The following is a 17,703-nucleotide window of genomic DNA, read 5'->3' as shown; positions in this document are numbered from 1 at the left end:
TCCTGGACGCTCTCTTAGCTCCCAAAGGGCACGAAGCTATGTGCCTTGTTCGCCAAACAGGACGAATGAACGGCCTCTGAAGGCTCAACCGAATCAGTTTTAGCGCCTCCGCGATGAAGAAACGGCATCCATTCAACCCTGAAAAAACATATAAGGAATCGGCATGCAAAAGAAGACGAGATCTCTCCCGATCGTTCACGCTACCTTAGCAACACTGTTGATTTCGCTAGCAATCCCGGCACTCGCCCATGAAGGCCGTACAAGCACTTCGCCTAAGGATGGTGACACCGTTCAGGACTCCCCTGCGAAAATTGGCATTGAGTTTGGTGACGTGATGCGCATCACCCAGTTTGAGGTGACAGGCCCGAATGGCTCAGTTCCCCTTGATGGTCAGCCAGGTAGTGAACAGGTCGAACGCTACTTCGTAAAGCCCGGTGAAGTTCTTTCGGCTGGGAACTATCAGGTGCGTTGGCGAGGCCTATCGGATGACGGGCACATGATGTCCGACGGTTTTAACTTCTCGATCGAGCCCTGACCCGTGGCCTGGTGGCTCTCCGTAAATAGCCTCGACGTCTGGATCGTCACGATGATCCTCGTGGCGGCCGGGGTTTATCTTAGCGCCCTAGTCGCAACGGGAGCCGTGCTGTTTCGCCTAGCGTTTCCGCAACTCCCTGATCACGACCGGAGGCGCGTTGTCCGCATGGGTGTCTTCGCTGCTTGGTCGGGGGTTACCCTGGTTCTGTTCCAGTGGCCTTTGCAAGCCGGATACCTTAGGGGCGGCAATGTGGCTGCTGCAACCAACCCGATGCTGCTCGGGATCGGGTTCGAGGGTGCGCCCGGGACGCGGCTGATACTGGCCGTTACTGGCTTGCTGCTGGTCCAGGCGATTCAGCTCAATAACTTACTACTCTCGAAAACAGCCAATAGCTTGAGCCTAGTAGGCGTGTTACTGGTGATGTTAGCGTTCGTGCAGGTGGGACATACAGTGAACACCCCACGCCTCGTCCTGTCTGGTTTGCTGATCTTTCACTTGATGGCAGCGGCATTCTGGGTGGCCTCACTGTGGCCGCTGTTCCACTTAGTGGGGCGACGTCACAACCAGGGCAATAGCGCCCGCATTCTGACTCGTTTCGGGCAAATCGCCATGGGCGGGGTTGGCTTGTTGGTGCTGACGGGCGTCACTTTGGCCACGCTGCTTACGGGCGGTCTCACGCCGCTGCTCACCACGGCATATGGACAGCTCTTGATCGGCAAGGTATTGATTGTCGCGGTGCTACTGTTATTTGCTGCCGCGAACAAGTGCCGACTTGTACCGGCCTTTGAGAGCGGCGACGCTACAGCCCCACGACGTTTACAGCGCAGTATTGCTCTGGAGATGGTACTGGTCGCAGTTATACTGCTGATCACTGCGGTGCTGACAAGGGTCACATCACCGAATGGTTAAGGAAAGGACATCCCCCTGGTTAGTTAAGCGTCCAGCTTAATAGCTATAAGCAACGCTCTCCGGAAGGCAAGGCCGATACCATCCGCGCGCTGCAAGCGATGCACGACAGGTCATTGAGGCGATGGACGTGACACTAATCCGCAGCGAGCTCACCGCTGTAGTGAAGGTGTCCTAAGGCAACTAACACTCAATGACATGAGGTTCAGGCTCATTTCAGGTTGGTACGCTATAACGCTTAGGTACACCACTAAGAGGTAAACATGATGCGCAAGACCTACCTGACCTACAGTCTACTGACAATATCACTCTGTGTTATGGGGTCCACCTCTTGGGCAGCGGGCGAACATGATGGTTCTCTCAATGACGCGAGCTCTGCCGATGTTGATCGCACTATTAGCTTTGAAGCAGGCGATATGTGGTTTGATCCTGAAGACATCCAAGTTACCGCCGGTGAGACCATTAAATTTGAAATTTCCAACACCGGTAATCTTGAGCATGAGTTCGTGATAGGTGATAAAGCCGCCCAGGAAGAGCACCGTAAGATGATGCAAGAAATGAGTGGTGGTCATGGTGAAGGTCATGGCGGACACGACATGGCGGAAGGTGCGCATGGCGGGCAAATGCCGTCTATCACCATCGGGGGAGGTGAAACCAAAACGCTGGTATGGACGGCTTCCTCAGATGTTGACAGTCTGGAGTACGCCTGCAATATCCCTGGTCATTATGAATCAGGAATGTATGGTGATATTAACTTTTAACGCGATATCAGCTTATGAAACTGTTGCTTCTGGAAGATGATGACCTGTTAGCCGAGAGCCTAGCTGAAAGTCTGAAAGACAACGGTTACCTCGTCGATGTAGCCGCCTCTGTCAAGGCGGCTGCGTCGTTTATGGCAACCGAAGAGTACGAGCTTGTCATCCTAGATATTGGGTTACCCGATGGCTCGGGGCTTGAACTACTCACCCAGTGGCGTAAACAAAAACGTACTACTCCTGTTTTGATACTCACCGCGCGCGATACGTGGGAAGACAAGGTAGTTGGCTTGGAAACCGGGGCCGACGACTACCTCACTAAACCCTTTCACGAAGCCGAACTGATGGCACGCCTAAAGGCACTACTGCGCAGGCGGTCTGGCCAGCTATCCCAAGTCATCACTCTCAACGGTGTCTCCTTGGATGAAGCGAGCCAACGTGTTTGCAGCGAAGAATCAGCATGGCGTTCGCTTACTGCCACCGAGTTTCGGCTACTGCGTTACCTGATGCTTCACCCCGATCGCATTCACTCCAAGGAGCGACTGCTAGAACAGCTTTACGCGTTGGAGCAAGACGCCGCCGCACCTAACCTTGTTGAGGTATACGTGGCGCGTCTGCGCCGTTACCTTGGCAAGTCGATCATCCAGACGCGCCGCGGCCAGGGGTATATTTTTGTTTCACGTTGATAAACGCAGCTTACGGTTTCGTCTACTAGCTTGGCTGGGCGGCGTCGCGTTGCTGGTTGTTGGCTTGACATGGTTGCTGCACGGCGTGTTTCTGCAAAAGCTTGCTAAGGATTTTCTTGGTGAACGCCTCAAGCGTGAAGCCGTACATGCTGTATCACAGTTAGAAAATGACCGGTTGGCAATGCCCATATCGCTCGTCTCGACTAGCAAAACTTACCAAGTATTTCATCACCTTTACGTACTACGTCTCAATGGTGAGACCAGCGCCTCAGACCCAGAGTGGCAGAGACAGCTCGCAATGTTACTGAACGAAGAAGGTAATGCGCTCATCGAGGTCAAGCGTGGCAAGCGCCATTTGCTGGTGTATCGCCAGCATTTCGAGTGGCAGGACAGCACCGGCGTATTGCTGATTGGTGAGGATTTTTCTCAGGTAGAAAATGGGCTAGCCACGTTGCACTGGTGGGTAGGCGGTATTGCTGCAGGCTTACTTTCGGTTCTGGTCGCGCTCAACATGTTGGCCGTTAACCGTGGTTTGCAGCCCCTGTGGCAGTTGCGTGATCAGCTTGAAGCCCTGCAAGCAGGCGAGCGTCAGCGACTCTCTCTGAACGCGCCCGCCGAGCTAGATGGCTTGGTCGCGCAGCTCAATCGCTTTATGGATGACATCGACCTACGTTTGCAACGCTCACGGGAGTCAGTTGCCAACCTTTCTCATGCGCTTAAAACACCGTTGGCGGCGATCACCCAAGTGCTCAGGGGCAGCCGGCCAATTGACGACAGCCGCCGCCATAAGCTTCTGATGCGGCTAGAAGATATCAACGTACAATTGGATGCCGAGCTTCGCCGTGCGCGTATCGCAGGCCCTCATGCGGGGCGTTTGACCCACCTCATCCGCGACAGTCAACGCCTAATGAGCATGTTCCGTAGTCTCTACCCTCAGCAGGCGTTCGAACTAACGCAGGCAATTAATCAGCGTGACCAGGTCCCTATTGATGCCCACGATTACTCCGAAATATTGGGCATTGTGCTGGATAACGCTGGCAAATGGGCCAAACAAGAGATTTGTTGCCATATCAACGTTACGCCACAAACGCTCATGCTAACTGTTGATGATGACGGTCCCGGCGTCGCGGAAAGCGACATACCTCGTTTAGGTGAGCGTGGCACTCGGCTGGATGAACGCCATCCCGGTTACGGCCTGGGGCTTGCTATTTTGACGCAGCTGGTAGAACGCTATCACGGTCACTGCCAGTTTGAGCGCAGCCCACTGGGTGGTCTGCGGGTTATCACCACGCTCCCATTAACGGCAGTGACATCCGCTTAACTGTTTTTCAGCGTTGATTCAGCTTGCTCCCCCAAGATGATGATATTCATCAGCGATGGGAGCTTTATATGACGCGTTCGAACATCATCACCCACCCACTCTCACGTCGCCAGGTGTTGAAAGGCGGCGCGGCGCTAGGGTTAGGTTCCGCCGCAGCAATGGGCTTAAGCCCCGTCTGGGCCAACCCCTGGGGGCGTACAAACGTCTATTCCAAAGGCGTGGAAGAAGGCCCGGTGGTATCGCTGGCCATCCGGCGTGAATCCATTCCGATTGATGGCCAGGAAGCGAGCACTTTTAGTATCAACGGCACCAGCCCCGGCCCGTTGATTCGCCTGAAGGAAGGCCAGGACGCAGTGCTGCGCGTCACCAATCTGCTCGATGAGTCCACCTCCATTCACTGGCACGGCTTAATTCTGCCCCCGGAAATGGATGGGGTACCAGGGGTAAGCTTTGCTGGCATTGCGCCCGGTGAAACCTTCACCTACCGTTTCCCTGTGCGCCAGAATGGCACCTACTGGTATCACAGCCACTCCGGCATGCAGGAGCAGCTAGGCCACGTGGGGCCGCTGATTATCGACGCCGCCGAGCGCGAAACCTTCCGCTATGACCGCGAGCACGTGATACTGCTCACCGACTGGACCTTTGAAGACCCCATGTCGGTGTTTCGCAACCTGAAAACCATGGAGGGCTACTACAACTTCCAGGAACGCACGGTTGCCGATTTCTTCGCCGATGTACGGCAAAACGGCTTGGCCCCCACCGCCGAGATGCGCGGCATGTGGGCCAAAATGCGTATGAGTTCGCGGGACATCGCGGATGTCACTGGCAGCACCTACACCTACCTACTCAACGGCCATTCCCCTGAGGAAAACTGGAGCGCGCTGTTCAAGCCGGGCGAACGTGTACGACTGCGAGTGATCAACGGCTCGGCAATGTCCTACTTTGATGTACGTATACCCGGCCTCAAAATGACCGTAGTGGCCGCCGACGGCCAACCGGTTCAGCCCGTACCTGTCGATGAGTTCCGAATCGGCGTTGCCGAAACCTACGACGTTTTGGTGTCACCCGAAGACGATCAGGCCTACACCATCTTCGCCGAATCCATGGATCGCAGCGGCTACGCTCGCGCCACTTTAGCCCCGCGCGAAGGCATGCAGGCGGAGATTCCGGACCGTCGCCAAATTGCTGACCGCGGTATGGAAGCCATGGGTGCCCACGGCATGACCAGCATGGATCATTCCACTATGGAAGGAATGGACCATTCGGGCATGTCGAACATGCAGGGGATGGACCACGCCAGCATGGAAGAAATGGATCACTCGGCTATGTCAAATATGGAGGGTATGGATCATTCCAACATGGAAGGAATAGACCATTCGGATATGTCGGGTATGAACAACATGGATCACTCCAATGGCATGGCCGGAGAGCATCGCAACATGCTCGCAAGCGGTATGTTGGCAGCTGGCGACGCCCAGCCGGGCTCACGCTATGGTCAAGTGGGCATAGGCATTGACCCCGATGAGCGTCGTGTTCTGGTTTACCGAGACTTGAAGGCCTTCACGCCATGGCCCGACCGCCGCGAGCCCAGACGCGAGCTTGAACTGCACCTCACCGGCAACATGGAACGCTACATGTGGTCGTTCGACGGCAAGAAGTTTAGCGAAGTAACTGGGCCAATTCACTTCGAGAAAGACGAGCGGCTGCGCTTAATACTGATCAACGACACCATGATGGAACACCCCATTCACCTACACGGCATGTGGATGGAGCTGGAAAACGGTCAGGGTGAGCTGATTCCGCGTAAACACACCCTGAATGTTAAGCCCGGCGAGCGGGTTTCGGCGCTGATCACGGCAGATGCCGAAGGCAGTTGGGCCTTCCATTGCCATCTGCTTTATCACATGGATGCTGGCATGTTCCGCGTTGTTCAGGTTTCTTAAGGAGGCAGTATGAAAGCCAAGTTCTACTTCACTGGCATTAGCTTAGCGTTTGCCATGACCACCGCTGCCCAGGCGGAAGATGGTTACGACGCGCCGAATGATTGGCCAGCCCCGATGATGGAACACAATATGGGGATGGCGCTCTTTGATCGCCTTGAATATAGCGTGCCCGACAACGGCGAAGAGGCCGTTGTGTGGGACTTTCAAGGCTGGTACGGCGGTGATATTAATCGTGTATACCTTAAGTCGGAAGGCGAGAACGTCCAGGGCGACGGCGAGGATGCCGAGTTCGAATCCCTTGAACTGCTCTACAGCCGCCTGGTTGCCGACTTTTGGGAGTTACAGGGCGGCGTGGGTTATCAGGGTGGCGTCTTTTCCGATGACCACGCCGAGCGCACCTATGGCGTGGTGGGCCTGCAAGGGGTGATGCCCTACGGCATCGAAACCGATGTCGCCCTACAGCTGAGCGATGACGGCGATCTAGCCGCCAGCTTTGAGGGCGAATACGACCTGCGCCTGACGCAACGCCTTTATCTTCAACCACGTACTGAAATTGCCGTTGCTGCCAGTGAAGTCGAGGAGTTTGGTGTGGGCGAGGGGCTCAACTCAGTGCGTGTGGGGATGCGTCTCGGCTACGAGGTCACCCGCCGCTTCGCTCCGTACGTGGGCGCTTACTGGGTAAAAGAGTATGGCGATACCGCCGACCTTTCTCGTGCTAGTGGAGATAGTAGCGAAGACACCGGTGTGGTTGCGGGTGTCAGGTTAATGTTTTAAATCGTTAAGCACTTTATAACTCGCGCCACCGGAAGGTGGCGTTTTTACAGCAACAAGACTGGCTGGTTTAAAGTAAAAGCTACTTGCCTGTGGCCCCGCAAAATCAGCCCTTCCGTGAGCCATTTGCCATGTGGCTGCACATAGGTTCTATCTTTAATATCTATAACATCAAAAAATATTGCGCAGGAGTCTTTGGCAGCCAAGGCTGCTGTCGTTGCCATTAATATAAGGAATCGTTTTCATGGCTGATCAGGATAGAACGCCACAATACAAAGAAAACAGTCTTTCGTTGATCGGTGCCGTTGCATTAGGCACTGGCGTGATGATTGGGGCCGGTATCTTTGCGCTAACCGGCCAAATGGCCGAAATGACTGGCCGGCTATTCCCTCTGGCCTTTCTGGCCGCTGCCGTCATTGTCTCTTTCAGCGCTTACTCTTACGTTAAAATGTCCAATACCTTCCCTTCGGCAGGTGGGATTGGCATGTATTTACAGAAAGCGTACGGCCCGACGCTTCCCACCGCTTTTCACGCACTCCTGATGTATTTTTCCATGGTAATCGCACAGAGTTTTCTAGCGAGAACGTTTGGCTCTTATACGCTTGAGCTGTTTGACCTGGGGGATCGTTCGCTATTTGTGCCCCTACTCGGGGTTGGCTTACTGCTTACAGCCTTTTTGATTAATTTATCCGCCAACCGCTTGATCGAAGGTGTCGCCTCGGTGCTCGGATTTATCAAAATAGGCGGCATTATCGTATTTGGCATTGTCGGCGTGTTTATCGCCGACTCCATCGAAATGGGCTCTGGCAATGATGCACCAACGCCTACGATAACGGGTTTTTTAGGTGCTACGGCGCTCGGCATACTGGCATTTAAAGGCTTCACGACGATTACCAATAGTGGTTCGGAGCTTAAAGACCCTAAGAGGAATCTTGGCAAAGCTATCACAATCTCGATTGCGCTATGCGTGGTGATCTATGCCCTTGTCGGTTTTGCCGTTGCCAGTAACCTGTCATTGGCTGAAATTATCGAAACACAGGATTATTCCCTAGCAGCCGCTGCCCGGCCCGCACTGGGTGAAGCGGCAGTTGCGTTTACCGTCATTCTCGCCATGTTGGCAACGGCGGGCGGTATCATCGCCAGTGTTTTTGCCGTTTCACGCATGCTCGCCATGCTGACAGAAATGAAGTTGGTTCCCCACCGCCATTTTCATATGCCGGGCAGTGTGCAAAAGCACACACTAGTGTACACAATCGTGTTTGGCTTAGTGCTCACCGCTTTTTTTGACCTGAGCCGCATCGCAGCATTAGGCATCATTTTCTACCTGATCATGGATATGGCCATTCACTGGGGCGTGCTTCGCCACCTCAAGGATAGTGTGGGGGCAAATCCTGTTGTTCCTAGTATTGCCATACTGCTGGATGCCGTCGTGTTAATCGGCTTTGTTTGGGTAAAAGCCACCTCTGATCCGTTAGTGCTCATCGTTGCCAGCGTAGTAATGGCTAGTCTTTTACTCGGAGAGTGGCTTTTCCTATCCAAACGCGACACCTCAGATAAAAACGAACCTTCGCACCACTCTCATTAATATTAAACGTGCTATAGGAGCTACCCCATGGAAGTTAGAACGTTTGGCGAATTGATTGATTGGACGCGTCAACTGCATGAACATCTTGCAGCTTGTCTTGCTCATTGCGCCGATCAACACCAAGAAGAACGCGCTCGCATTTTGCTCAATTACTTAGCTGCACAGGAAGCGGAAATGCAGCGCGTTGTAGCGCGCTTTGAACAGACTGCTGACGCAAAAGCATTAAAAACCTACGCTTATGACTATTTGGAGCATAAACCTATCCGTACGCATCGTACTTGCGATGCTCCCTACTCTACGCTAAGTGTTGACGACATTTGCCGAGAGGTTTTTGATTTCCATGAACAAACGATAAACCTTTATCGAACCCTCGTTGGCAAAGCGGAAATTCCTGAGGCTAAAGAGCTCTTAGATTCCCTTTTGGAACTTGAGGAGCACGAAGCCATGCGCCTTGTTCGCCAAACGGGGAGAATGAACGATGTCTGAAGACCATGCCGAAACGAAGGTGAAAGACCCTGTTTGTGGCATGGACGTTGATCCCCATGCTACTCACCACCGTGCCAATCACGCGGGTAAGACCTGGTACTTCTGCTCAGAAAAGTGTCAGGATAAGTTTGTTGCCAAGCCAGACGCGTATCTTGAGCCAAGCAAACAGTCACAAGCGTCAGTACCCTCGGGTTCTATTTATACTTGCCCGATGCACCCAGAAGTTCGACGAGAAGGGCCAGACGACTGCCCAATCTGCGGCATGGCGTTGGAACCTGAGACCGTCTCTGCTGACACCGGCCCTTCAGACGAACTCAAGGACATGACCAGGCGCTTCTGGATCGGCCTAGTATTGACCCTGCCCGTGTTTGCCCTAGAAATGGGTGGCCACGTGTTTGGCCTTATGCATTTTATTTCCCAGCAAACCTCTAACTGGATTCAACTGCTGCTGGCAACGCCGGTAGTCGTCTGGGCAGGTTGGCCATTCTTTGTACGCGGATGGCGTTCGCTAGTGCATCGCAGCCTTAATATGTTCACGCTAATCGCGATAGGTACCGGCACCGCATTGATCTACAGTTTGCTGGCCACCCTCACTCCGGGCATCTTTCCCGATGCCTTTCGTCAAGCCGATGGCTCGGTGGCCGTTTATTTTGAAGCGGCAGCAGTGATTGTCGTTTTAGTTTTACTAGGACAAGTATTAGAGCTACGCGCTCGTGAAAAAACCTCTGGCGCTATTCGCGCTCTGCTCGACCTAGCGCCCGCTACCGCTCGACGCCTTGATGATCAGGGCAATGAGGAAGATATCTCCCTTGACCAGGTTCAGGTAGGGGACCGTCTCCGGGTGCGCCCCGGCGATAAGGTGCCATTAGATGGCGAAGTGATGGAAGGTCGCTCCAACGTTGACGAATCCATGGTTACCGGCGAACCACTAGCGGTGAAAAAGGAAGTCGGCGATGGCGTCATTGGCGGCAGTATCAATGGTCAAGGATCCTTTGTCATGCGCGCTGACAAGGTGGGCCAGGACACCATGCTGTCGCAGATTGTGCAAATGGTCGCCAGCGCCCAGCGCAGCCGCGCACCCATTCAAGGGCTTGCCGACAAAGTCGCCAGCATCTTTGTACCCGTCGTTATTCTCATTGCCGTTGTGGCTTTCATCGCCTGGTCATTGTGGGGCCCTACCCCGCCGATGGCGTTTGGCCTGATTGCGGCGGTTAGTGTTCTGATCATTGCCTGCCCGTGCGCGCTAGGCCTCGCTACCCCCATGTCGATTATGGTGGGTGTAGGGCGCGGTGCCCAGTTAGGCGTGTTGATCCGCGACGCCGAAGCTCTTGAACGTCTAGAGAAGGTCGACACCGTCGTCGTCGACAAAACCGGCACGCTTACCGAAGGCAAACCACGAGTGACCGAGTTGATTCCCACTGAGGGCATTGCTGAATCGGAGCTTTTGCGCTTGGCAGCTAGTCTTGAGCGAGGCAGCGAGCATCCCTTGGCCCATGCGATAGTCGAAAAGGCTAAAGAGGCAGAGGTAAAATTAACAGAAGCGTTGGACTTCGAGGCTCCCAACGGCATGGGCGTTATAGGCCAGATAGATGGCAAGCGTATTGCCCTGGGCAATCGGCTCTTGATGGAAAGCGAAGGCGTTAACACCCAGTCTCAAGACACACATGCCGATCAATTGCGCAGTGACGGTGCTACGGTCATCTTTGCGAGCATCGACGGGAATTTGGCTGGTCTTCTCGCCATTGCCGATCCGGTCAAGGAAACCACCGAAGAAGCCATCCGCTCACTACAGGCTGACGGTATTCGAGTGGTGATGCTGACAGGCGATAATCGTACCTCCGCAGAAGCTGTGGCGCGTCGGCTAGGCATTGATGAGGTCGAAGCTGAAGTACTTCCAGAAGACAAGGGCCGGGTGATTCAGCGTCTCCGCGATGAAGGGCGCATTGTTGTCATGGCCGGCGACGGCGTGAATGATGCCCCCGCGCTGGCAACAGCAGATGTCGGCATTGCTATGGGAACCGGCACCGATGTGGCGATAGAAAGTGCTGGAATTACCCTACTGCGTGGGGATCTTACCGGTATTGCCACGGCACACCAGCTTTCAAAAGCCACCATGCGCAATATCCGCCAAAATCTGTTTTTTGCTTTTGCCTACAATGCGGCGGGTATTCCCATTGCTGCTGGAATCTTGTACCCCTTCACCGGCATTCTGTTATCGCCAATAATTGCTGCAGCAGCGATGTCACTCTCTTCAGTAAGCGTTATCGGCAATGCTTTGCGACTTAGGATGATAGTTATTAAGTAAAATATCTAAGTGACTAAATCGGAGATAAATCGCGCAGGCGTGCACTGTGGATATTATCCACAGTGCACTAACCCGAACATTTTGATCTCAACATTTTCCTCAAATGGGTTGTTTGTCATGACATCATGGACAACCCAAACCGACGAGACGAACTGCACGGTAAAAATTTTAAGGCCTATCAAGCAGCTGACATAATAATTTTGAGCCTTAATTAACTTTGCTTTACAGAGTTAAAGTAACGAATGGCCGCTTTGGGTCCTGGCCGTGTGAAAACAGAAAAAATCTGGTCTGACTCAAGAATCTTCACCCTTTATTCGTGAGCCTCGTTTTCATCCCACCTTATCTCCCGCACGTTGGCCTTTCTACGACTTAATAATCATCACATCCACCCCGGCACCTAGAATACTTCAAAGCGATCTCTTGGTTGATAAGGCTCGTAATACCGCCAGGGGAAGCACTTTCGGTAGGCGGCCACTCGCCCTGCCCAAATGTGACACTTCTACCAGCGTCATCCTCGGAAACGAACCATAAGTCGTCTGTCGTCTCGCGCAATTCTGCCAGTTCCGGCGTCATGCGGACAGCAAGTAGGCCATCGTCTTGGCGTATTATGGCGCGGGCAATGACCGAGGTGATCTGCTCATCGACGTACGGGCCACCACTGTCGATGCGGATTGTCACAGCAAGAAGGATGGCGAACGAGACCATCAGCGTAGCCAGATGGAAGGCCAGGACTGCTCGCACGTATCGCAGGAACGAGGGACAGCCCATCCCCGTCCGGCAAGGTGCGGTCTAGCAAGACCAGGTCGAAGGAAGCAAGCATCAACGCCTTGCGCGCGGTGGTCAACCGGGCCCGCAAGGGATATGGTGTCCGGTTGACCGCCTGGTTATGGGCCCGTTCACCCATTGTTTTGGCACCCGATACCGGATGCCGACTCCTTGATACTTTGCACCAACAGAACCCATGGCGCTACGAACCAGAACACTGAATGTACAGGTTTACCCGGAGGACTCGCCGGATGGCATGATTGGGTGCCTGTCCACCAACCGGCTTCGCTTCCTACCGGCTAGTTTTCCGGCGCTCCATCGCTGCGGCGATGCTCTCTTCGTTCTCCTCGCCCCAGCCGCAAAGCGGCTCCATGGCCCGCACCAGACTTGCCCCGAAGGGCGTCAGCGAGTAGTCGACGCGCAGCGGGATCTCCCCATAGTCGGTTCGCTGGACGATGCCGTCGGACTCCAGCTCCTTCAACTGCTGGATCAACATTTTGTCGCTCACGCCTCGGACGCTTCGCTTGAGCTCGCCGTAACGCGTCGGGCCCTTGCTTAAAAAGAACAGAATCAAAGGCTTCCACTTCCCGGAGATCACGTGCAGCGTCGCATGCAGGCCGCAAATGAAACGTGGGTTTTCTGAGTTTTCTTTCGCCATAACGGATACTTACCAAAAGGTGCATACTTGAACATTTGTAAGTGGGTATATACCGTAAAAGCGAACCGAGTCAATACACACGGAGACCCAACCATGAGTCGGCTAAACGGTAAAATCGCACTGATCACAGGCGGAGCCAGCGGCATCGGCCTGGCCTCGGCCCAACGCCTCATCGACGAAGGCGCCTTCGTCTTTATCGCCGGACGGCGCCAGGACGTCCTCGACAACGCGGCTGAGGCACTGGGATCCAGCGCCCAGGGCGTCCAGGCGGATGTGACAAAGCCAGAGGATCTCGACCGCGTCTTCGAAACGATCCAGAAAGAAAAAGGACACCTGGACGTACTGGTGGCCAACGCGGGCGTCGGCGAATTCGCCAGCCTAGGACAGATCACCGAGGAACACTACGACTATATCTTTGACATCAACGTCAAAGGCACCCTCTTCACCGTCCAGAAGGCCCTTCCCCTGATGACGAACGGCGGCTCCATCATCCTCACCGGTTCCACGGTCGGCAGCATGGGCACCCCCGCGATGAGCATCTACAGCGCCTCCAAGGCGGCCGTCCGAAACCTGGTGCGCAGTTGGGCCCATGATCTCAGGGGCACCGGCATTCGCGTGAACGTCATGTCTCCTGGCCCGACCAAAACAGACAAGCTGACGGAACTGCTCCCATCCGAAGCCCTGAGCGAGATGAAACGGACCGTACCGCTTGAGCGTCTGGGCGATCCCAAAGAAACCGCAGGCGCGGTCGCGTTCCTGGCGTCCGACGATAGCAGCTTTATGACGGGGAGCGAGGTGTTCGTTGACGGGGGCTACGCGCAGGTTTAGGGGCTAGACGAAAAACGGGAGGCAATGAACCAAAAGGGGTCAGATAGATTTTAAATCAGTCAGCTTGGTTAAAAACAAATCAACCTGCCCCATTTACATTGATCAAAATAAAATCGATCTGCCCCCTTTAATTTTGGTTTCCCTTACACATAATGCCGCCAACACTCGCGGCTTTGTAATGGAGGCGAAGCCGGGATGAAAAGCCGTCGCCGTGCTTGGCATTGTTATGTGATGACTGCAATGAAGCCCCCAAGAATAGTTGCGAGCAGCGCCAAAATACTAAGTTGATGGCGGCGCTGGATTGTCCCCCAACCGGAATCGGTTAGCTTCCAAATTGGCCCAGAGGAACTAAACATAGGGCCATCCGGTAATGAGCCATCATTCCCCAACTTTCCCTTTGGCACGGAATTCTGAAGAGGCTCAACCCAGCCGCGCATGTAGCAAGTTTTAAGAAGCGCGTCCGTCTCTTCATTGTCTTCAACTGCATACTCTATAACCCACACATTACCAGGCTGCAAAACCATTCCTACGCGTTGCTTTGCTAAGCGTTTAAGAAGCCTATGAATCCGTATGTTATAAGCTATCAGCTCAAGCATGATACTCCTTGAATCACATAACGCAGAGCGCACCGGTGGCCTTGGCGCAGCGAAGCGGAGACAAGGACATCCGAGTGAGGCGCATTGTTAGAGAATCCTCGAGGATTACTCGTGCTGTAAGACATTAATGAGCTTCCCGAATGGATCTCGTACATAAAACCGGCGGACACCCCATGGCTCACTTACTGGTCCGTACTCTATTGCAATATTTCCGCCTGTCACTCTCTCCAAAGCAACCTCCAAGTTATCGACTTCTATAGAGAGATCAGGGACTGGCGTGCCAGAGCCACCTTCCGACGCCACGCTTACCTGAGTGGTCATTTCCTCGCCCGAGCTATAGGTCCTTATCCACCCATGATCCATCACAACCTTGAGCCCAAAGATGTCCGCATAGAACCTCTCTGCTTCTGATGGGCTAGCTGCCGCGATATTGGAGACTATGCGTTTTACTATCATTCTGGCTCCAAAAGGTTGAACTCAACTCGCTCTAACAGGTATTAGACTGCCCACCCTATGATTGGATAAACGTGCCGGCACGTTTATCCGACAAATGCAGCCTACAAAATCCACTCTACGTCATTGACAGACATTATTGCTAATTTTCATTAGGAATAATATCCAAGATTCGCGCGACTGCTGCATTACCCGGCGCCTCCGCCTTGGGCGGTTACCTGTCTTACTGCTTTAACTGATCCACCTACCCAATCCAGATTAGCACAGGATTCTTAAGACGGTTGACTATCTTAGCTTTAGGCTTTCAACGCCGACGTTGTCAGGTAAGCAGGAGATGCTAGGGATAAAAAAGGCTCTCCGTAAGCGCGATATCCGCGCCCATTCGTTGCCCTTGCGAGGACGCAAACTGGTTGGGATATTCAGACGCAGATGCGGGAAGAAGTAACGTTTACCGCGGGGGGATTTAGCTGTTCAGCTATCTGAACAATCAACTGATTGCAGGCAACAGCCATCACCTGGGTGATGGCATCGTTGCACGGGATGGGAATAACGCGGGATTGGAGAGAGTGGTGGTCGGCTGCTTACCGCCTTCCCCTCCACTTACGTGGATCAATGCGGCCTTCATACATGGGTAATTCCAGCACTGGGTCATCGTCTCGGAACTGAGACCACATGCGGTTCAAGCCTGCAGTGCCGAAGGTACGCACCCGCTCAACCTCCTCCAGGTTGAGTACATCAGTAAGAATGCCTGGGGTAGCGCCGGGCATCCTCGCGCGGATGCGGCCTTCGGGGTCGACGATCAGACTCTGACCTTCCCCCGCAGGCGCGGCTGAATTAGCGCTCACCATATACACCTGGTTGAAAATAGCATTGGCCTGCACAAGGATTTGCTCCTGAGCGCGGTCGCAGGTGGTGGTGGCCACTTGGTTGATGATCACCTCCGCCCCCAGCCACGCTAACTGACGCACCATCTCGGGAAACCAGATGTCGTAGCAGATGGCCAGGCCGACCCGGCCTATGCCCGGCACTTCGAACACTTCAAAGCGACCTCCCGGCTGATAGGGCTCATAAGGCCGCCAGGGGAAACACTTACGGTAGGCGGCCACTCGCTCACCTTCGGGCGAATACACCGGCGCGGTGTTGTACAGATGCCCGTCCTCTCCCCACTCGCATACTGTGCCGGGCAGCAGCCATACTCCCAGGTTGCGGGCGATACGTGATAAGTGCTGGTCACGGGGGCCATCAATCGGTTCAGCAGCGGCTTCCAGTTGCTCCTTGCGCTGCTGAGGCGTACCGGTGGCACCGCATAGATGAAGCTCCGGATAAACCACCATCCTTGGCTGTTCAAAATCAGCACCGAAGTCACTCAGGTGTACCGCCAGCTCGGCCTCGAAGTCCAGCAGTTCGGAGTCAATGCCGTGCGGCCGCGAGGCCTCCTGCACCACAAGGACAGGCAAATTTCTGGACATGGTAGATCTCCGTTAATGGGTCGCTTTTACTGAGGCGGTTGCTGACTCGGGCTCTGAGTCATCAAAGGCCACTTCCGGCGGCTCGCGACGGAAGAATCGGGTCAGATAGGCCAGCTGGGCGAGACCAATGGAAAGCCAGATCAGCCCAAGAATAAAGGCGTTGATATCCAGCTTACTCATCAGCCAAAGGTTAACCAGGGCACCGATGAGCGGCACCAGCATCCCTCTAATCACACCATACTGGCGCTTTGCATCGGCGTCTTTGCTGACCAGAAAGATCACTGACAGGTTCACCATCGTGAAGGCGATAAAGGCACCGAAGTTGATAAACGAGGCGGCAGATAATACATCGAGGAACAAGGCAATGATGCCGATAGCACCCGTGAGGACGATGTTGAACACTGGCGTGTGGAAACGCGCGTGCAGCGCACCGAACAGCTTTGGCGGCAGTACTGCGTCCCGCCCCATGGCAAACAGCAGCCGAGAGGCACTCGCTTGGGCGGCTAGGCCAGACGTGAATTGGGCAAGCACCATACCGGCCAGAAAGATAGCCCCGAAGAGATCCGCACCGATGGTCGTGGCAATTTCAAAGGCAGCGGAGTCGGCATTTACGAAACTGCCACCTGGGTGAACCAGTTGAGTTGTGTAACCTACCAGCACGTAGATACCGCCACCGATCAGTGCAGTCAGCATGATGGCTCTGGGAATATTACGCTTTGGCTCGATGGTCTCCTCGGTCAGCGTGGTAACGGCATCGAAACCAAGGAAAGAGTATGCGGCCACCGCTGCGCCCGCGGCAATCGCGGTGAAACCAGCCTCTTCACCCAAGAACGGCCCCAGGCTAAAAAGCGAATCAGTGCCACCGGTCGCAAATACGTGACGAATTGAAAGCAGTACGAAGAACGCGATCACCAGTATTTGGAAGACCATCAGCAACGAATTCACTTTGGAAGCAAGCTTGATGCCGTAGATATTCAAGAAGGTGGTGATACCGATGAAGCCGAGCAGGAATATCCAGCTCGGCACTTCAGGAAAACGCGCGTTCAAATAAGCAGCACCGATCAACCAAATCACCATGGGCAGGAAGAAATAGTCCAGCAGCACGCTCCACCCCACCATAAAGCCAACACGCGAGTCGATGGCTCTGCGTGCGTAAGTATAGGCAGACCCGGCTACCGGATAAGTACGCGCCATAATGCCGTAGCTGTATGCCGTGAATAGCATGGCGACGGTAGTGATGAGGTAAGCAGTGGGTACGGCGCCATTGCTAGTGCTGGCAATCACACCGAAAGTGCCCAGCACGATCAATGGCGTCATGTAGGCAAGGCCAAACAACACCACGGCTTTTAGGGATAGGGTTCTTTCCAGTTTGATATTGTTATCCGTCATGATCCATCTCCAGGAAACGTTGGAACCGACAGCGGGCAATCGCTGAGCCGGCGCAAAACGAAGAGGTGGTTTATCAAGCCAGCCGCCGAGGCTAGACCAGCTTGCTACCGTTAATGATCGGCTAATAACCCTCAGTTGCTGGCGTTGCAGCTGTCCAGCTAGACTGAGATGCCTAGTAGCCAACCTATCTAGAACGGTATTGGCAGCTCATCGGATCGTATATAACCCCAGCGTGGTATGGGCCTTCGGATG

General features: G+C 54.2%; 17 protein-coding genes. 11 read left to right on the top strand and 6 right to left on the bottom strand.

Annotated elements, in window-relative coordinates; translation table 11 throughout:
* The first annotated feature begins 163 nt into the window (after positions 1–163).
* The 10 genes from ACW17M_RS18595 to ACW17M_RS18550 all read left to right on the top strand — a co-directional run bounded on the left by ACW17M_RS18595 (position 164) and on the right by ACW17M_RS18550 (position 11,293).
* Positions 164–535, top strand: a complete 372-nt coding sequence (locus tag ACW17M_RS18595) for a copper resistance CopC family protein (RefSeq protein ID WP_035539357.1) — start codon at positions 164–166, stop codon at positions 533–535.
* A gap of 51 nt (positions 536–586) precedes the next feature.
* Complete coding sequence (locus ACW17M_RS18590) at positions 587–1,444, top strand: copper resistance D family protein (RefSeq protein WP_457547934.1); 858 nt, start codon at positions 587–589, stop codon at positions 1,442–1,444.
* Positions 1,445–1,704: 260 nt separating this feature from the next.
* Positions 1,705–2,202 carry a cupredoxin domain-containing protein gene (locus ACW17M_RS18585; protein ID WP_027958229.1) on the top strand — a complete coding sequence of 166 codons (498 nt, stop codon included), beginning with the start codon at positions 1,705–1,707 and terminating at the stop codon, positions 2,200–2,202.
* Between the two features lie 14 nt (positions 2,203–2,216).
* Entirely contained in the window at positions 2,217–2,882 is a 666-nt protein-coding gene (locus tag ACW17M_RS18580) for a response regulator transcription factor (protein ID WP_027958228.1), read from the top strand.
* A complete protein-coding gene (locus ACW17M_RS18575; RefSeq protein ID WP_027958227.1) occupies positions 2,869–4,203 on the top strand; it encodes an ATP-binding protein in 1,335 nt (444 codons plus the stop codon). The genes ACW17M_RS18580 and ACW17M_RS18575 overlap by 14 nt, the downstream gene beginning before the upstream one ends.
* A 68-nt stretch (positions 4,204–4,271) precedes the next feature.
* Positions 4,272–6,146, top strand: a complete 1,875-nt coding sequence (locus ACW17M_RS18570) for a copper resistance system multicopper oxidase (protein ID WP_342584984.1) — start codon at positions 4,272–4,274, stop codon at positions 6,144–6,146.
* A 9-nt stretch (positions 6,147–6,155) separates the two neighbouring features.
* Positions 6,156–6,920 carry a copper resistance protein B gene (locus ACW17M_RS18565; protein ID WP_027958225.1) on the top strand — a complete coding sequence of 255 codons (765 nt, stop codon included), beginning with the start codon at positions 6,156–6,158 and terminating at the stop codon, positions 6,918–6,920.
* A gap of 241 nt (positions 6,921–7,161) precedes the next feature.
* Positions 7,162–8,502: an APC family permease gene (locus ACW17M_RS18560; RefSeq protein ID WP_027958224.1), complete on the top strand. Its 1,341-nt coding sequence runs from the start codon at positions 7,162–7,164 to the stop codon at positions 8,500–8,502.
* 27 nt (positions 8,503–8,529) lie between these two features.
* On the top strand, positions 8,530–8,988 hold the full coding sequence (locus ACW17M_RS18555; RefSeq protein WP_027958223.1) for a hypothetical protein: 459 nt from the start codon (positions 8,530–8,532) through the stop codon (positions 8,986–8,988).
* Positions 8,981–11,293 carry a heavy metal translocating P-type ATPase gene (locus ACW17M_RS18550; RefSeq protein WP_457547933.1) on the top strand — a complete coding sequence of 771 codons (2,313 nt, stop codon included), beginning with the start codon at positions 8,981–8,983 and terminating at the stop codon, positions 11,291–11,293. Before ACW17M_RS18555 ends, ACW17M_RS18550 begins: the two co-directional genes overlap by 8 nt.
* Positions 11,294–11,662: 369 nt before the next feature.
* Here the strand turns inward: ACW17M_RS18550 and ACW17M_RS18545 are convergent, their stop codons facing one another.
* A complete protein-coding gene (locus ACW17M_RS18545; RefSeq protein WP_457547932.1) occupies positions 11,663–11,998 on the bottom strand; it encodes a hypothetical protein in 336 nt (111 codons plus the stop codon).
* 352 nt (positions 11,999–12,350) lie between these two features.
* Positions 12,351–12,716 carry a winged helix-turn-helix transcriptional regulator gene (locus ACW17M_RS18540; RefSeq protein ID WP_457547931.1) on the bottom strand — a complete coding sequence of 122 codons (366 nt, stop codon included), beginning with the start codon at positions 12,714–12,716 and terminating at the stop codon, positions 12,351–12,353.
* Between the two features lie 93 nt (positions 12,717–12,809).
* On the opposite strand from ACW17M_RS18540, the gene ACW17M_RS18535 reads away from it, so the two are divergent.
* Entirely contained in the window at positions 12,810–13,544 is a 735-nt protein-coding gene (locus ACW17M_RS18535) for an SDR family NAD(P)-dependent oxidoreductase (RefSeq protein WP_027958218.1), read from the top strand.
* A 224-nt stretch (positions 13,545–13,768) separates the two neighbouring features.
* Here ACW17M_RS18535 and ACW17M_RS18530 read toward each other — a convergent pair whose 3' ends face one another.
* The 4 genes from ACW17M_RS18530 to ACW17M_RS18515 form a co-directional block, all read right to left on the bottom strand.
* Positions 13,769–14,140, bottom strand: a complete 372-nt coding sequence (locus ACW17M_RS18530; protein WP_457547930.1) for a hypothetical protein — start codon at positions 14,138–14,140, stop codon at positions 13,769–13,771.
* 105 nt (positions 14,141–14,245) lie between these two features.
* The gene (locus tag ACW17M_RS18525) at positions 14,246–14,596 is read right to left on the bottom strand and encodes a VOC family protein (RefSeq protein WP_027958216.1); all 351 of its coding nucleotides are present in this window, start codon (positions 14,594–14,596) and stop codon (positions 14,246–14,248) included.
* A gap of 578 nt (positions 14,597–15,174) precedes the next feature.
* Positions 15,175–16,062, bottom strand: coding sequence for a carbon-nitrogen hydrolase family protein (locus tag ACW17M_RS18520; protein WP_457547929.1), 888 nt, complete (start codon positions 16,060–16,062; stop codon positions 15,175–15,177).
* Positions 16,063–16,074: 12 nt separating this feature from the next.
* Positions 16,075–17,451, bottom strand: coding sequence for an APC family permease (locus tag ACW17M_RS18515; protein WP_457547928.1), 1,377 nt, complete (start codon positions 17,449–17,451; stop codon positions 16,075–16,077).
* Between the last annotated feature and the right edge of the window lie 252 nt (positions 17,452–17,703).

Source organism: Vreelandella sp. 2A-K22 (genome assembly GCF_054065485.1).
The sequence above is the reverse complement of the archived record's forward strand: the minus strand, read 5'-3'. Positions and strand labels throughout refer to the sequence as shown.

Excerpts from the sequence above, each read along its gene's own strand:
- ACW17M_RS18595 (WP_035539357.1), top strand. The coding sequence starts at position 164 with ATGCAAAAGAAGACGAGATCTCTCCCGATCGTTCACGCTACCTTAGCA.
- ACW17M_RS18590 (WP_457547934.1), top strand. The coding sequence starts at position 587 with ATGATCCTCGTGGCGGCCGGGGTTTATCTTAGCGCCCTAGTCGCAACG.
- ACW17M_RS18585 (WP_027958229.1), top strand. The coding sequence starts at position 1,705 with ATGATGCGCAAGACCTACCTGACCTACAGTCTACTGACAATATCACTC.
- ACW17M_RS18580 (WP_027958228.1), top strand. The coding sequence starts at position 2,217 with ATGAAACTGTTGCTTCTGGAAGATGATGACCTGTTAGCCGAGAGCCTA.
- ACW17M_RS18570 (WP_342584984.1), top strand. The coding sequence starts at position 4,272 with ATGACGCGTTCGAACATCATCACCCACCCACTCTCACGTCGCCAGGTG.
- ACW17M_RS18565 (WP_027958225.1), top strand. The coding sequence starts at position 6,156 with ATGAAAGCCAAGTTCTACTTCACTGGCATTAGCTTAGCGTTTGCCATG.
- ACW17M_RS18560 (WP_027958224.1), top strand. The coding sequence starts at position 7,162 with ATGGCTGATCAGGATAGAACGCCACAATACAAAGAAAACAGTCTTTCG.
- ACW17M_RS18555 (WP_027958223.1), top strand. The coding sequence starts at position 8,530 with ATGGAAGTTAGAACGTTTGGCGAATTGATTGATTGGACGCGTCAACTG.
- ACW17M_RS18550 (WP_457547933.1), top strand. The coding sequence starts at position 8,981 with ATGTCTGAAGACCATGCCGAAACGAAGGTGAAAGACCCTGTTTGTGGC.
- ACW17M_RS18545 (WP_457547932.1), bottom strand. The coding sequence starts at position 11,998 with ATGGTCTCGTTCGCCATCCTTCTTGCTGTGACAATCCGCATCGACAGT.
- ACW17M_RS18540 (WP_457547931.1), bottom strand. The coding sequence starts at position 12,716 with ATGGCGAAAGAAAACTCAGAAAACCCACGTTTCATTTGCGGCCTGCAT.
- ACW17M_RS18535 (WP_027958218.1), top strand. The coding sequence starts at position 12,810 with ATGAGTCGGCTAAACGGTAAAATCGCACTGATCACAGGCGGAGCCAGC.
- ACW17M_RS18530 (WP_457547930.1), bottom strand. The coding sequence starts at position 14,140 with ATGCTTGAGCTGATAGCTTATAACATACGGATTCATAGGCTTCTTAAA.
- ACW17M_RS18525 (WP_027958216.1), bottom strand. The coding sequence starts at position 14,596 with ATGATAGTAAAACGCATAGTCTCCAATATCGCGGCAGCTAGCCCATCA.
- ACW17M_RS18520 (WP_457547929.1), bottom strand. The coding sequence starts at position 16,062 with ATGTCCAGAAATTTGCCTGTCCTTGTGGTGCAGGAGGCCTCGCGGCCG.
- ACW17M_RS18515 (WP_457547928.1), bottom strand. The coding sequence starts at position 17,451 with ATGACGGATAACAATATCAAACTGGAAAGAACCCTATCCCTAAAAGCC.